The 12,984-nt window shown below is 59.4% G+C and carries 16 protein-coding genes; 10 read left to right on the top strand and 6 right to left on the bottom strand.

What is annotated here, in order from left to right; translation table 11 throughout:
- Window positions 1-100 precede the first annotated feature (100 nt).
- The 5 genes from msrA (at window position 101) to H8B02_RS37800 (ending at window position 2,711) form a co-directional block, all read left to right on the top strand.
- Window positions 101-817, top strand: a complete 717-nt coding sequence (gene msrA, locus H8B02_RS37820) for a peptide-methionine (S)-S-oxide reductase MsrA (RefSeq protein ID WP_229170859.1) — start codon at window positions 101-103, stop codon at window positions 815-817.
- A gap of 109 nt (window positions 818-926) precedes the next feature.
- Window positions 927-1,340, top strand: a complete 414-nt coding sequence (gene msrB, locus H8B02_RS37815) for a peptide-methionine (R)-S-oxide reductase MsrB (protein WP_229170858.1) — start codon at window positions 927-929, stop codon at window positions 1,338-1,340.
- A gap of 178 nt (window positions 1,341-1,518) precedes the next feature.
- A complete protein-coding gene (locus tag H8B02_RS37810; protein ID WP_229170857.1) occupies window positions 1,519-1,896 on the top strand; it encodes a hypothetical protein in 378 nt (125 codons plus the stop codon).
- A 137-nt stretch (window positions 1,897-2,033) separates the two neighbouring features.
- Entirely contained in the window at window positions 2,034-2,198 is a 165-nt protein-coding gene (locus H8B02_RS37805; protein ID WP_016844323.1) for a DUF3309 family protein, read from the top strand.
- Between the two features lie 222 nt (window positions 2,199-2,420).
- The gene (locus H8B02_RS37800; RefSeq protein ID WP_092117298.1) at window positions 2,421-2,711 is read left to right on the top strand and encodes a hypothetical protein; all 291 of its coding nucleotides are present in this window, start codon (window positions 2,421-2,423) and stop codon (window positions 2,709-2,711) included.
- A 61-nt stretch (window positions 2,712-2,772) separates the two neighbouring features.
- On the opposite strand, the gene H8B02_RS37795 is transcribed toward H8B02_RS37800, so the two are convergent.
- The 4 genes from H8B02_RS37795 to H8B02_RS37780 form a co-directional block, all read right to left on the bottom strand.
- Entirely contained in the window at window positions 2,773-3,333 is a 561-nt protein-coding gene (locus tag H8B02_RS37795; RefSeq protein ID WP_229170856.1) for a DUF4112 domain-containing protein, read from the bottom strand.
- 50 nt (window positions 3,334-3,383) lie between these two features.
- Window positions 3,384-3,782: a cyclic nucleotide-binding domain-containing protein gene (locus H8B02_RS37790; RefSeq protein WP_229170855.1), complete on the bottom strand. Its 399-nt coding sequence runs from the start codon at window positions 3,780-3,782 to the stop codon at window positions 3,384-3,386.
- A gap of 62 nt (window positions 3,783-3,844) precedes the next feature.
- Window positions 3,845-5,467, bottom strand: a complete 1,623-nt coding sequence (locus H8B02_RS37785; RefSeq protein WP_229170854.1) for an inorganic phosphate transporter — start codon at window positions 5,465-5,467, stop codon at window positions 3,845-3,847.
- A 536-nt stretch (window positions 5,468-6,003) separates the two neighbouring features.
- Entirely contained in the window at window positions 6,004-7,212 is a 1,209-nt protein-coding gene (locus H8B02_RS37780; protein ID WP_229170853.1) for an alpha/beta hydrolase, read from the bottom strand.
- Window positions 7,213-7,464: 252 nt separating this feature from the next.
- Between H8B02_RS37780 and H8B02_RS48680 the strand changes: the two genes are divergently transcribed.
- From H8B02_RS48680 to H8B02_RS37755, 5 genes are all read left to right on the top strand, one after another.
- On the top strand, window positions 7,465-8,325 hold the full coding sequence (locus tag H8B02_RS48680) for a thioesterase domain-containing protein (protein ID WP_229170852.1): 861 nt from the start codon (window positions 7,465-7,467) through the stop codon (window positions 8,323-8,325).
- 100 nt (window positions 8,326-8,425) lie between these two features.
- On the top strand, window positions 8,426-8,968 hold the full coding sequence (locus H8B02_RS37770; RefSeq protein ID WP_229170851.1) for an SGNH/GDSL hydrolase family protein: 543 nt from the start codon (window positions 8,426-8,428) through the stop codon (window positions 8,966-8,968).
- 388 nt (window positions 8,969-9,356) lie between these two features.
- Window positions 9,357-9,941 carry a protein-S-isoprenylcysteine O-methyltransferase gene (locus tag H8B02_RS37765; RefSeq protein ID WP_229170860.1) on the top strand — a complete coding sequence of 195 codons (585 nt, stop codon included), beginning with the start codon at window positions 9,357-9,359 and terminating at the stop codon, window positions 9,939-9,941.
- A gap of 188 nt (window positions 9,942-10,129) precedes the next feature.
- Complete coding sequence (locus tag H8B02_RS37760) at window positions 10,130-10,330, top strand: hypothetical protein (RefSeq protein ID WP_229170850.1); 201 nt, start codon at window positions 10,130-10,132, stop codon at window positions 10,328-10,330.
- A 77-nt stretch (window positions 10,331-10,407) separates the two neighbouring features.
- Window positions 10,408-11,109, top strand: a complete 702-nt coding sequence (locus tag H8B02_RS37755; RefSeq protein ID WP_229170849.1) for a hypothetical protein — start codon at window positions 10,408-10,410, stop codon at window positions 11,107-11,109.
- 228 nt (window positions 11,110-11,337) lie between these two features.
- Here H8B02_RS37755 and H8B02_RS37750 read toward each other — a convergent pair whose 3' ends face one another.
- Window positions 11,338-11,772: a DUF5413 family protein gene (locus H8B02_RS37750; protein ID WP_229170848.1), complete on the bottom strand. Its 435-nt coding sequence runs from the start codon at window positions 11,770-11,772 to the stop codon at window positions 11,338-11,340.
- A gap of 200 nt (window positions 11,773-11,972) precedes the next feature.
- The coding region (locus H8B02_RS37745) for a hypothetical protein (protein ID WP_229170847.1) at window positions 11,973-12,984 on the bottom strand (1,012 nt) is incomplete at its 5' end.

Here is a 12,984-nt window from a genome sequence, read left to right as displayed (position 1 = left end):
CCCTCGCCCGTATTTTTAAGCGTCGGAGCAGCCCGGCCCGATTTGCCAATGCCGGCTCCCGCTCTAGACTGGCCCCAAATTGCGATCCCACGAGGAACCCATGCCCAAAAGCTCCCTCAGCCGCCTCTCGCTTTGCGCCGCCGCGATCGGCGCGCTGGCCGTTGCCGCTTTTGCCGTTGCGCCCTCGCTTGCCGCCGAGGACGCCGTGGTCATCCCGCCGCCGGCCGCGAGCACGCCGGAAACCGGCATCAAGACCGCGGTGCTTGCCGGCGGCTGCTTCTGGGGTGTGCAGGGCGTGTTCCAGCACACCGCCGGCGTCGTCAGCGCGGTGTCCGGCTACTCCGGCGGCAGCAAGGCGAATGCCGATTACGAGAAGGTCTCGACCGGCACCACCGGCCACGCCGAGTCCGTCGAGATCAAGTACGACCCGCAGAAGATCTCCTACGGCAAGATCCTGCAGATCTTCTTCTCCGTCGTGCATGACCCGACCCAGTTGAACCGGCAGGGCCCCGACTCCGGCACGCAATATCGCTCGGCGATCTTCACGACCAGCGACGAGCAGAAGAAGGTGGCGGATGCCTATATCGCCCAGCTCAACGCGGCCAAGGTCTACAAGAAGCCGATCGTCACCAAGGTCGGCGCGCTGGAGGCGTTCTATCCGGCGGAGGGCTACCACCAGGACTATCTGACGCTGCACCCGAACCAACCCTATATTGCGTATAACGACATCCCGAAGGTCGAGAACCTGAAGAAGATCTTCGCGGAGAATTACATCGAGAAGCCGACGCTGGTGAGCAGCACCAAGGTCACCAACTGACGGAACAGTCACCGTCATTGCGAGGAGCGAAGCAACGAAGCAATCCATGTGCGTCCCTCACACTGGATTGCTTCGCTTCGCTCGCAATGACGACAACAAGGGAGTTTCCATGTCCGATACCAAAACCGACGGCAAGGTCCGCAAGAGCGAGGCCGAATGGCGCAAGGAATTGACGCCGATGCAGTACGCCGTGCTGCGGGAAAAGGCGACAGAGCGGCCCTTCACCGGCGAATATGAGCATGATCCGCGCAAGGGCACCTATGTCTGCGCCGGCTGCGGGCAGCCGCTGTTCGAGTCCGACCAGAAGTTCGATTCCGGCTGCGGCTGGCCGAGCTTCTCCAAGCCCGCGGCCAAGAGCCATGTCGACGAGGAGCACGATATGAGCCACGGCATGGTCCGCACCGAGGTGCTGTGCTCGAAATGCGACGGCCATCTCGGCCATGTCTTCAACGACGGCCCCGGCCCCACCGGCCTGCGCTACTGCATCAACTCGGCGGCGTTGAAGCTGAACGAGAAGAAGTGACGGCGGCAACTCTGCGATGGATTGCCGGGTCAAGCCTGGCAATAACGACAGTGGATTTGGCAAATATCCCGGCCTCACGTCGAACAATTTCTCCACCCCGCGCGACCAAGAACCGGTCGCGCGGGGTTTTGTTTTGGCGCGGCCGTCCTTCCGCGCGCGTAAACATAAGGAAATTTTGATGTCGCCAATTCCAGCAAAGTTGTTGTTTGGTCTCGGCCTTGCCAGCTTCGTCATCGGGAGCACGGTGAGCATGCCGGCGTTCGCCGCCGACAAGATCTCGCTGTTCAAGGTCATCACCTCCAAGGACGAAATCGTCATCGGCCTGACGGATGCCGATCTCGCGCAGGTCGAAGGCCAGAATGCCGGCGGCATCGCCAAGATGCTGGTCGCCAAGGGCTCGATGAGCGTCTGGCAATACGCCGTGCACAAATCCGCTTCCGGCGAGCTCGAACAGGCGCCGCTGCACAAGATCGGCCTGATCGCCAGCGACTCGCTGCGGGTCGAGCCCTACCCGACGCCCCTGAAGGTGCTCCCGATCGACGAAAGCAAGAAATAGCCGCCCCGGCGCCCAACAACATCCTCGTGATCGGCCGGCGGCCTTAACGACTCGCGCCCCGGAATGTGCTTTGCTCCGGATTCGCGGGGCCGTAGGCGTCTCGCCGTGCGGCTGCCGCCCGTTCTGAGGAGGGCGCCATGTCGCTTGGACTGATCCTCATCATCCTCCTGCTGATTATCCTGCTGGGCGGCTATAGCGGCCGCATCCGCGGCTATGGCTATGGTCTCGGCCACTCCGGAATGGGCCTTTTCGGGGTGATTTTGATCGTGGTCGCGATCCTGGCCTGGCTCGACAAGATTTAATGGCTATAAGCCGTTGAAATAAATGGAGTTATTTTGATTGACCGCGTGCCATGCGCGGATTCAGCATGTGCCCTGCCGGGGGCGCTTCTGGGGTCGCATTTTTGTCAAAGAGGCCTATATTAGGGATCGAAATGACATGTACGGCGCGCCGCCGATTATAGGCCGCCGTCCCCCAAAATCCCTTTCGCCGCTCTATGCCAAGAACACAAGAGGTCGTCGACCATGCGTCCCCTGCGTCCGTTCAACTATAACACGTCCGCTGAACTGTTCCCCGCCGCGATCCGCAAGAAGAAGCGGGCCGGCTTCGCCTATCGCCGTTTCGGCACCGCCGCCGAAGCCGTGCGCTTTGCGATGGAAGAGCTGCCGGCGGACTCGCTGAACGGCGCATATCTGCAGGTCGAGGAAGCCCGTTTCGACCAGAACGGCATCCGTTCGCTGTATGAGAGCGAAGGCTTCCCGCTGCCGCGCCGTCCGCGCCCCGAGCCGGCCCAGACCGACGCCGACGCTGCATAGACCTTCTACTCATCGCTAACGAAAAGCCCTCGGACCGATCCGGGGGCTTTTGCTTTTGAGGTTAGAGTCTCGGCTGCTTGTCGAGCCAGCGCCGCAGCATCCGCACATTGCGGATATTGGCGCGGAACATGACGTCGAAGGCATCGCCCGCCACCGGCACCATGCCGACCACGCCGTCGACGGCGACGTTGGCAAGCATCCGCGCGGTGATGTGCCAGGGCGCACCCAGCAGACGGGCTTCACGCACCAGCCACAGCGAGATCGCGGTGGTGATGAGATCGCCGATCACCGGGATCAGGCCGATCAGCCCGTCGATACCGTAGCGGACGTTGGTGCCCGGCACGACGAAGGCGACGTCGAGCAGCTTTGCGATCACCTCCAGCCGCGCGAGCCGCTCCTCGCGCGTCAGGTTGCCGAACGGGTTGGCGGTGGAGTTGCGGAAGTCGAAGCGGAAGCCTTCCTGAAAGGCTCCCTGAAAACCTTGGAACTGCGGATGCAGCGGGCCATCGCCGAGCTCGCGCCCGTCCTGATCGATGACCTTTGCGTGCGCCTGCGCCCCGCCGAAAGGCGGCCGCGATCGCGTGGCGTGGGGGGAGAAAATGTCGTCCTCGGGCATGGCCATCACATGGTAACGCAGGCAGGTCGTTCAAGTTGCGTCACATTACCACTGTGTCACGTTGAAGGCCCGTTACCGTCGCGTTGGCCTAGAAGACGCCCTTGTTCATGGTTCTGAGCCGCTGGGCCAGCGTCCTCATCACCTTCAGGGCAAAATGCGGCGTCTGGCCGACGAGGAAGAGAAACTGCTTTTCCGAGACCGGGGAGCTCGACATCCGTGAGCGCCGTGGCGGTCGCACTTCTTGGCTCGTTGTCGATCAACGCCATTTCGCCAAAGATCGTGTCGGCCGGCAGGTCCGCCATGGTCTTGTTGCCGACCTGAATGCGCACGTAGCCGCTCTTGATCACGAACAGCTCGTTGGCTTGCTCGCCCTCGCGAAAAATAATGCCACCGGCTCGGACCAGGCGCGTTTCGATATCGTTGCCCGTCAGAAGGCTGAAGCTTGCATCTGCCACTCGAAATCCCTTTCCCCGAACTCGGACGCAGATACCGTACGTCCAGTTCTCTGCAGTACTGGCTAGAATAAATGCGCGAAAACAAAGTAGAGCACGCCCGAGATCAGCATCGCCATTGGCAGAGTCAGAACCCAGGCCATCGCGATATTGCGGATTGTCGACCATTGCAGGCCGGACCCGTTCGCGGTCATGGTGCCTGCGATACCGGACGACAGCACATGCGTCGTCGACACCGGCAGGCCGTATCCGTCCGCCGCGGCGATGGTCGCCGCCGCCGTGATCTCGGCGCAGGCGCCCTGCGCGTAGGTCAGATGGGTCTTGCCGATCTTTTCACCCACTGTCACGACGATGCGCTTCCAGCCGACCATCGTGCCGAGGCCGAGCGCGATGGCGACCGCAATCTTCACCCAGGACGGAATGAATTTGGTCGCGGCATCCAGCGAGCCCTTGTAGCGATTGAGCGTCGCGACATCGGCATCGTTCAGCCCGCTGTCGCTGCTCTTCATCAGCGAGCGCAGCGCCTCCGATACCAGATACATGTCGTTACGCGTGTTGCCGACGGTCTCGGCCGGGAATTTCGCCAGCGAACCGTACTGAATGACCTGGTCGCTGATTTCGCTGACGAGAACGGCGAGTGACGGATAGGTATCGTCGGTGAGTTGTCGAAGGGCGATGTAGTTCGTCACCGCCGGACGCGGATTTCCCGTCACCTTGCGATCGGCCCCCTTATCCTCGATGACCTTGCTCGCCGCCGCCGAATTCGCGGTGAATGCCGCGATCTGACTTGCAGGCATCGCGCGGTTGAGTGCGTAAGCGGTCGGGACCACGCCGATCAAAATGAGCATGATGAGACCCATGCCTTTTTGACCGTCGTTCGACCCGTGAAAGAAGCTGACCATGGTGCAGGTCAGGATCAGGATGCCGCGGATCCACCATGGCGGCGGCTGATCGCCTTTCGGCTCGCCGAACAGCGCCGGCGTTGCGCGCAACAGCGCGGTTTTCAGCCCGTAGAGCAGGATGGCAGCGAGCGCAAATCCGAACAGAGGCGACAGCAGCAGCGCCTTGCCGGTGTTGACGGCCTGCGACCAATCCACGCCGGAGGTCCCTTCCCTTCCGTGCATCAGGGCATTCGCAATACCGACGCCCATGATCGATCCGATCAGGGTGTGCGAACTCGAGGCGGGCAATCCAAAATACCAGGTACCCACGTTCCAGCTGATGGCGGCGATCAGCAGCGCAAACACCATGGCGAAGCCGGCGCTGCTGCCGACCTGAAGGATCAGTTCGACCGGCAACAGCGAGACGATGCCGAAGGCGACGGCGCCGCTGGAGAGCAGGACACCGATCAGATTGAAGAGCCCCGACCAGACGACGGCAATGTGGGCCGGCATCGAGCGCGTGTAGATCACGGTCGCGACGGCGTTCGCCGTGTCGTGAAAGCCGTTCACGAATTCGAAGCCGAGCGAGATCAGCAGCGCAACGAACAGCAGCAGGAACGCGAGATACGAGGTCTTGCCGGCGCCCGTCGCGCCAACGTCCGCGTAGATGCTGTAGGCCACGAACAGCAGCGCGGCGCCGATCACGCCGAGATAGATGATGCCGGTGAGAGGATGAAAGCCTTTCTCGAGATCGGGCCCGCCGCTACGCGCAGGCTCGATCGAACCAGGTAACGCTACATCGCTCATGGATCGCCCTCACAGCCGCGGGAGGACAAAAGCGGCCATGTGACATTGGGACTACGTTTACATGACGTCCATGTGACAGTTGCGTGAAGGACAGCGCACCCGGTTTGCCGCCGGCATCTAATACATTGATAAGATTGCCGTAATGTCGCGATCCGTCGCTCGCCGAGCGATCAACTCGGCTTCCTGTCCAAATTGCGATGCACTTGTTTCGCCGACGGGTCAGAGCCGTCGATCACGCCTGAACTGGCGGCTCCTGCTTCCCCTGGAAGCTGTCGCTTGTGAGTACGAGCGCCCATGCCCTGGGTGTTTAGTCCGAAGCTTTGATGGTGCATTCTTGTCGCCCGATTCGCAAAATGCGCTATGGGATCGGTTTAAGGCATTCTCCGGCGCGAGAAATTGCACGAAAATCTGCTCTGGCAGCGAATATCTGTTGAGGCAGGCGCGTGCTCGCGGCATTTGGCGCTCGCTGATTAGGGCCATCGCTTACGCGAGAGAACAAAACCTGGGCCAGTTTTGATTAAGCTGGAGCGAAGAGGCTACTTATCAAGTTCGGTCGTCATTACCGAACCGTTTTCCTCGAATAGCCTGACGGCTCCAGACGGTGAAGTCGCGACATTGAAGTCGAGCGGGCCGCAAGTAATCATGCAATAGTCGTAAACCGAACGCTGATCGTTTCCCATTAAAAACTGATAGTGCATCTGCATAAAGTTAAACCGATGACGTCTGAAGCGGGTCGGACTTACCATCGAATGTATTTGGACGCGCCGAATCGTTGGGTGGCCTCCTGAATGGTCTCGACTGATACGCTTCAGAGTGACGGGGTCGAAGCGATAGAAGCTGATTGCGTCATCTCGTGCTTGGTATTCGACCCAGTCTATCGCAGACGTTCCGGCTACAAGTTGTGCCGCTTTTCGTATTTGGCCCCCCATCGGATGCAACGAGAATTTAGGAATAGTGGCGCCTACTGTAAGAATGCATAGCTTGGGTCCGCGCGTTTCAAGCAGAGGATCCGATTCTAGCGCGCGCGCCACCGCCGCTATTGAGAGCGCAGCGCCAAGGGAATGGCCAACAATCAGAACTTCATCAACTTCTGCGGCCCGAACTGTTTTTAGTATCAGGTCCGCAAAAACGCTGAGCCGCTTATCAAGTTCGCTTTTCTGCCCGTAAAGAAATTGGTGGGAGAAAATCGCATCATCGAGAATGTGATTTATCCGACGCTTTGGTCCAATCCAGAGCATCGAGCTGACGAAGATGGCAAGCGATAGAAAAATTCCAAGCAGAAATTGTTCTACCCAAAATGTCGCGTGTATGAGCCTGATCACCAGATATGATAGCCCAATGCTGCAAAACGCAATCAACAGTAGGCAGCAATATGGAAAGATGAAGAAGAGCGCGTATTTCCAGCTTGCGATCGCATATCTAAATAGTGTTCCCGTTATGATGAAGTCGAACAGCGCTTTCAGAGCTTGAACGAGACGAGGCACGAGCCCGACTCCCGAATTGCACCGAATGAGATCATCCCAGCGCAGCATTTCGAAGGTGACGTAAGTTTTCCAGTTTGGCCCCCATGCCTCCAGGCTACACGAAGCATTAATTGCAGATGTGCTCGAGATTTCCGACAGCCGTGAAGAAGCGCCCCAAATCTTATCGAAGCTCGAGAGCGAGCGACGCAAGCGTTCGACCTGCTCTTCTGGGGTGATTGGATCGTAACCACCAATGTGGAAGACGTGCCGTCGTTGAATCATCAAGCAACTCGAAATCTGCAAGGATATTGATTGCCACTCATTCGGGGAAATCGAAATGCATGGACACTCTACTGGGGACTCGCGCGACGTTGATCGGCAATCCTTGGTCAACCTGACATGGATGATGCGGATCTCGGCCTATTGAAGTACCACTTCGTCCGCGCGGTGGCACTCATTGAGATTGGCCTTGAGCAAAAAAGTGCAGGGGACGGTTAGTGGGGGCCGGTTGACCGTGGAATGTCATGAACGGTCGTGGCGCGATCGCTTTCTTCGGTGTGGCTAATCCGCGACAGTGAGCTAATTGCGCGCCTCAACCCGTTTTTCGAAGCCGTTCTTGATTGTCACGATTCGCGGGTCTGGTTTAATGCAACTCGAATTGAGGTGGACGAGGACCCTGAAATGGAAAGATTGCGTTACGGCGCGGCGCTGGTATGCGCCGGCTTGACGGTTCTTTTTGCAAGCAGTTTGCTTTTGAGCAGCGGGGCTCAGGCGAGGCCCGGAATGATGGTTGCAGTCAGATCGACAGAGTCGCCCGCTCGACTGCAGTCTTCTACGGCGCACGTTTATTTATTTCGCGGATTACTGAACGTTTTTTCTTTGGGCATGGATGACCTTGCCGCCCAGCTGCGAGCAGCTGGCGTCGCCACGGCTGTCGCCAATCACACCCAGTGGAAAAGCGTTGCCGACGAAATTACCGCAAAATATAGGGCGGGCCAGCGTGGGCCTATTATACTGGTGGGGCACTCTCTTGGTGCGGATGCTGTGATGTCGATGGCAGAGTACCTTGGCCAGATGGGCGTGCCGGTTGCCTTGGTTGTTCCATTCGACGGAACATCCCCTCATGCGGCAACGGCCAATGTCGCGCGGGTTCTGAATTTGTACAAAAATGACAGCGTTCGAATAAGTCGCGGAATCGGCTTCCACGGCGAGCTCACAAACTTTTATGTTCGTGACGCGAACGTCAGTCACTTCAACATCGATAAAAGCGCGGCGTTGCATAGCATGGTTATACGAAAGATCAGGGCAATCGGAGCCGCTGCCGCGCGCCCACGAGGACACCGGAGTCCTTCCAACTTGGTTTTACCTGCAGCCCGAACTTCGACCAATTCTTAGCATAACGCCCAAAAGACAGTTTGAAGCGAGGCTTTGGGTCAGGTCTCTGTTGAAGCCCGGTGTCCGTGTTTTTTAGCACTTCAGGCCGCGGAGACAGTTAGTGACGCCGTATAGAAATTTCTCAATCGCCATCGCTGTGTGTATTTTGGCGACAGTGAGCGCCGCCTTCACGAAGCCGATTCAAATCGTGGCGGTCGGCGCAAGCAACACGCAAGGTTGGTACGTTGGGAAGCAGGGCGCTTACCCAGCCAAGTTAGAAGCCCTGCTGAGAGAGAAGGGCGTCAATGCGACCGTTGTCAATGCCGGCGTTCCCTTTGATACCACTGCTGGTATGCTCAAGCGCATTGATAGCGACGTGCCAACCGGAACCGACATCGTAATCCTGCAGCCTGGAGGCAATGATAGGCGCTTCTTTGTTACGAAGGAGCAGCGGGCGGCCAACATCGCGGCGATGGAGCGGCGGCTGCGTGATCGCGCCATTAAAAGCATCGTGTACGACGAAGAGATTCCCCCGCAGTATTACGCGTTTGACTTCATCCATCTCACGGCTGGCGGTCATGCATTTCTAGCGTCGCGGTTACTCCCGCGAGTGTTGGCGATAATAGACCGGAGAGCTATCGTGGCTTCGCCGCCGGTAAGATAGAAAAAGCCTTGCCATGGCACCCGGTCCGGCGCTCGCAATCCTGTCGATCGCAGACGAGCTGGACACAGGGACGCTACAAGAATGTCTTCGTGTATGTCTTTCTCAACGGGTACTATTTGAGACAGCTGTAGCAAAGGCTCGACCAATGCGATCATAACCGTCCACCGTGTTGTGTTATCCGTCCCAAAGACTGAACCCAGCGACGCATCCGGCGTAGATACTGGCGGTCGGACTGCCAACTTATCAGTGGAAACAACCCGCAGGCCTTGTATGATTACTTCATGTTGGTCTGTGGGCCTGTTTCGGTCAGATCTCAGACGCTCGCTAAGGATGGCGCCCTTTCGATGGTCGGCAAAGATGGCGCCAGCGGAACTAGCGCTTGGTCACGATGACGCCTGCTATTACCAAGTTCGTGTTTGTGATGATGGCGGTCGGTTGGTACCTCATCCGCTACAGATACGCGCGTCGTGCTCGCCGTGAGAAGGTCTTGCGGAGCGCCCGAGGTCCTCGCGAAAACACCCTGCTGCTGATATCGCTCACGGGTCTTGGTATTGTGCCACTCATCTACATCGTAACGGCCATACCTCATTTCGCATCATACGCCTTCCGGCCAGTTCAAGCGTGGCTGGGCGTTTTCCTCGCGGTTGCGGCGCTGGTCATGTTCCGGCTAACCCATCGCGCTCTTGGTCGGAATTGGTCCTTAAGTCTCGACGTGCGGGAAAATCATCACCTGATCACAGACGGGATTTATCGAAAAATTCGCCACCCCATGTATACCGCATTCTGGCTTTGGGCTGTCGCTCAGGCCTTGCTCTTGCCAAATTTGGTAGCTGGTTTCGCTGGCCTTATCGGATTTGGAACTTTGTTTTTCGGGCGGGTGGCCAGAGAAGAACAGATGATGGCGGAAACGTTCGGCGACGAGTATCGCGAGTATATGGCGCGGACCGGGCGCATTATGCCGAGACTGTTCTGAGCCGGCGTACAAGGCTGCCCTCGCCGCCCCGCATCCGGTACTAACCCAAAGCAAAAACCGCGTGCCGTTTTTGTCACACCCGGCAAGGAAACGACCGCGCGAGCACCAGCTTTGGCACAGCGTTAATTGCGCCGCGGCCGTTAGAGGGTAAGCTACTCACATTCATGCTTCCCATCTCGGAGATCACGATGCTGAAGTTTCTGGTTGTTGGAGTTGCGACATTCGGTTTCGCGGCTGCCGCCAGTGCGGCCGACCTACCTCATCCGCAGCCGGTTACTGCAACGGCTCCGGTTGGCAAGATGCCAATCGGCAAATATCCGGTTGGCAAGTACCCGGTCGGCAAGTACCCGGTTGGAAAAGCTCCTGCTCCGATCGTAACGAAGGGTTAGCTCGAGGATCGCCCAGGCAGCGCCTTTGCTGAAGGCGCTGCTCGGGGTCGATATCTTGCCCTTGTGAGGTTTTGAACGTGCCAGAAGCGAAACGGAGCGGCCTTCGGCTGCTTGCCGGGATCGGTGTCGTTGTGGCTTCCGTGATTTTGGAAGCCGGCATCGGTAACGCGCAGCAATTGGCTGCGCAAACGGATCAAGCGCCGCTGCAGCAGGACAAGCCGCACAAACCGCCGTCACGGTCGGTTGTGGCAGCGGCCGTTGCTGGTCCAAGCGGTTCCGCTTCTGGAGCAGATGTGAAGCCGGTTCGAAGGGCTTCGACCAAAGGGCCGTACTACGTGGACTTTCGTGCCCGAACGGCGGCTTCTTATGGGCATGCGTTTGTTTGGTACGGCAAGACTAGCGAGAAGCAGGTCGAAGTCGCGGGGCTGCACCCGGCGGGCGACGTGCTCCCTTATGTGCTGGGACATCTCATGTGGGTGCCCTCTGAGACGGGAGCAAGCTACGGTGACCTTGACGAGCAATATTTGACGGCCAGCTATCGCGTGTACTTAAGCGAGGCCGACGCGCAGAAAGTTTTTGCGCATATTAAGCACCTTCAGGCCACCTCTCCTGTTTGGAACGCGGAAACGACCAATTGCACGGCCTTTATTGGTCGCATAGCGAGCTTCATGGGTCTGAAGGCTCCATTCCATTTGTTGAAGCCTGAGGAATACGTAAACCAGTTGAGAGAGATCAACGGCGGGCGCCAAACGGTGCAGTTGGCCGCTTCGGATCGCTAGTTTTCCCGCTACGGACGTCACGGCTGCAACTGGGAAAGCCGCTATCGCTGCTGAGCTTACTCAGATGCGGAAGCCGTTGACGATTAACCGGTGCCAACACGAAATAGATCTGCCTATCCACCGAGGGCTGCGGTCCATGATAGGCCCTCCCTAGCTCGACAGGGCTGCTCACAAGGATACCGGAGCGCACCAGCAATGGCCCTGCCGGTAGATTCCGCAAAGCGATTGTTAGTGCTGGGATGCCGGCTGTGCCGGCGCGTGCAGCTCTTCGGCGTATTTGTGCGCCAGCCAGGACGTGATCACGCCCGGGATGAAGCCGACCAGCCCGTACAGGATGAACTGCACCGCTCCGCTTTCGGAGCCGTGCGAGGCGTAGGTCAGCGCGGCGCCAACGAACGCCACTGCACCGACGATCAGCATCCGTACCAGCGGCGTGATCCGCCGCATATGCATCAGGATGTCGTCGATCGCGCCGAACATCAGCGACGGCACGATGCCGAACAGATAATTGTATTGCAGCGACTTCACGAACACGACGAGCAGCTTCGTCACCTCGCCGCGATCGGTCTCGGTCCAGTAGCCGGACTGATAGGTGGTCATGAGCAGCAGCAGGAAGCCGCCGATGAACGGCCCGATGGCTGCGAAGATCAGATAGCGTTTCATGGCGTGCCCTTGCCCGACGTCAGCCAAGTGTAACGCAGTGGCGCGCGACGGTTCTAGTGGAATTCGAAAGCGCCCGGCAACGTTCCGGAGATTTGCGCGTCGAATGCGCTGCAACAACCAGCCTGATGTCGCTGCGATACGGAAACGCCCGGACAGAGCCGGGCGATGACATCGTGAGCACCGAGGTGAGCGCGAGGACGCTACTCACCCCACGCGGCGAACGCCTCGTTGAAGGCGCGCTCGCCGGGGGCGCCCTTTTCGATCGCGATGATGGCGCGGCGCTGGTTGGTGTAGACCAGCGGCACGTCGAACCAGGACCGCTCCTTCAGGAGCTGCAAATTGCGCGAGCGGTCGGCGTCGACATTGGAGAGGCCGACCAGGAAGAAGCCGTCGGTGACCTTGACCGCGAGCCCGGCCAGCGGCGTGCCGCGCGCCTGCTCGTTGGACTTCATCAGGATGCCCGGCACGTTGCCGACGCCGCCATTGGCGAAGTCCTGCGGCAGGATGAAGGTCAATTCCGCGGTGTGGCTCGCCGGCAGCGATGAATCGGTGTTGCGGCGGAACGACATCGTCATCTTGAACTTGCGGTCGGGGATGTCGATGTCGGCGCGCACGGCGATGTCGGGCTTCTGGTTGCCCGATCCCTTGACCTGCTCGGTGCGCCAGACCACCGAACCGACATATTGCTTGCCCTTCGGATCCGACGGGTCCTCGTCATAGAGCACCACGCGCTGCGCCACCGGAGCGACCGGCTCGCCCGACGACGACGGCTGGCCGACGCGGTCGGTGATCTTCTTGCTCGAAGGCGTCGCCGCGGCATCCTTCGGCGCCTCGACGGGGGCCGAGGATTTGAACAGGCTGCTGACGAGGGTGGCGGCCTGCTGGTGGAACAGAAAGCCGGTGCCGACCAGGATCAGCAGGATGCCGATCGCGATCGCGGTCTTGAACGGGAACATCGAACCGACACGCGGCTGCTTCGGCTCGCGCTCGGCATTGCTGACCCGCGCGCGTGGCGGCGGCGGCCCCTGTGGCGGCTGCGGGGTGTAACGCTCCGCCTCCTCGACCGACTCGTCGTAGGAATACGGCGCCTCGGGATCGCCGCCGCGATTTTCGAGGCTCGGCTCGAGCCGGTCGAATTCCGGCGAGGGCGACGGCACGTTGGCGTAGGTCTTGCGCGCGTTGCGGCTGGCCTGCGCCGCGGCGCGTCCGAGA

This window comes from Bradyrhizobium altum (assembly GCF_020889705.1).
GTDB lineage: Bacteria > Pseudomonadota > Alphaproteobacteria > Rhizobiales > Xanthobacteraceae > Bradyrhizobium > Bradyrhizobium altum.
Note: the sequence above shows the minus strand (reverse complement) of the source record. Positions and strands in the feature narration are given on the sequence as shown.

Excerpts from the sequence above, each read along its gene's own strand:
- msrB (WP_229170858.1), top strand. The coding sequence starts at position 927 with ATGTCCGATACCAAAACCGACGGCAAGGTCCGCAAGAGCGAGGCCGAA.
- H8B02_RS37805 (WP_016844323.1), top strand. The coding sequence starts at position 2,034 with ATGTCGCTTGGACTGATCCTCATCATCCTCCTGCTGATTATCCTGCTG.
- msrA (WP_229170859.1), top strand. The coding sequence starts at position 101 with ATGCCCAAAAGCTCCCTCAGCCGCCTCTCGCTTTGCGCCGCCGCGATC.
- H8B02_RS37810 (WP_229170857.1), top strand. The coding sequence starts at position 1,519 with ATGTCGCCAATTCCAGCAAAGTTGTTGTTTGGTCTCGGCCTTGCCAGC.
- H8B02_RS37760 (WP_229170850.1), top strand. The coding sequence starts at position 10,130 with ATGCTGAAGTTTCTGGTTGTTGGAGTTGCGACATTCGGTTTCGCGGCT.
- H8B02_RS37765 (WP_229170860.1), top strand. The coding sequence starts at position 9,357 with ATGACGCCTGCTATTACCAAGTTCGTGTTTGTGATGATGGCGGTCGGT.
- H8B02_RS37750 (WP_229170848.1), bottom strand. The coding sequence starts at position 11,772 with ATGAAACGCTATCTGATCTTCGCAGCCATCGGGCCGTTCATCGGCGGC.
- H8B02_RS37800 (WP_092117298.1), top strand. The coding sequence starts at position 2,421 with ATGCGTCCCCTGCGTCCGTTCAACTATAACACGTCCGCTGAACTGTTC.
- H8B02_RS37780 (WP_229170853.1), bottom strand. The coding sequence starts at position 7,212 with ATGATTCAACGACGGCACGTCTTCCACATTGGTGGTTACGATCCAATC.
- H8B02_RS37785 (WP_229170854.1), bottom strand. The coding sequence starts at position 5,467 with ATGAGCGATGTAGCGTTACCTGGTTCGATCGAGCCTGCGCGTAGCGGC.
- H8B02_RS37795 (WP_229170856.1), bottom strand. The coding sequence starts at position 3,333 with ATGGCCATGCCCGAGGACGACATTTTCTCCCCCCACGCCACGCGATCG.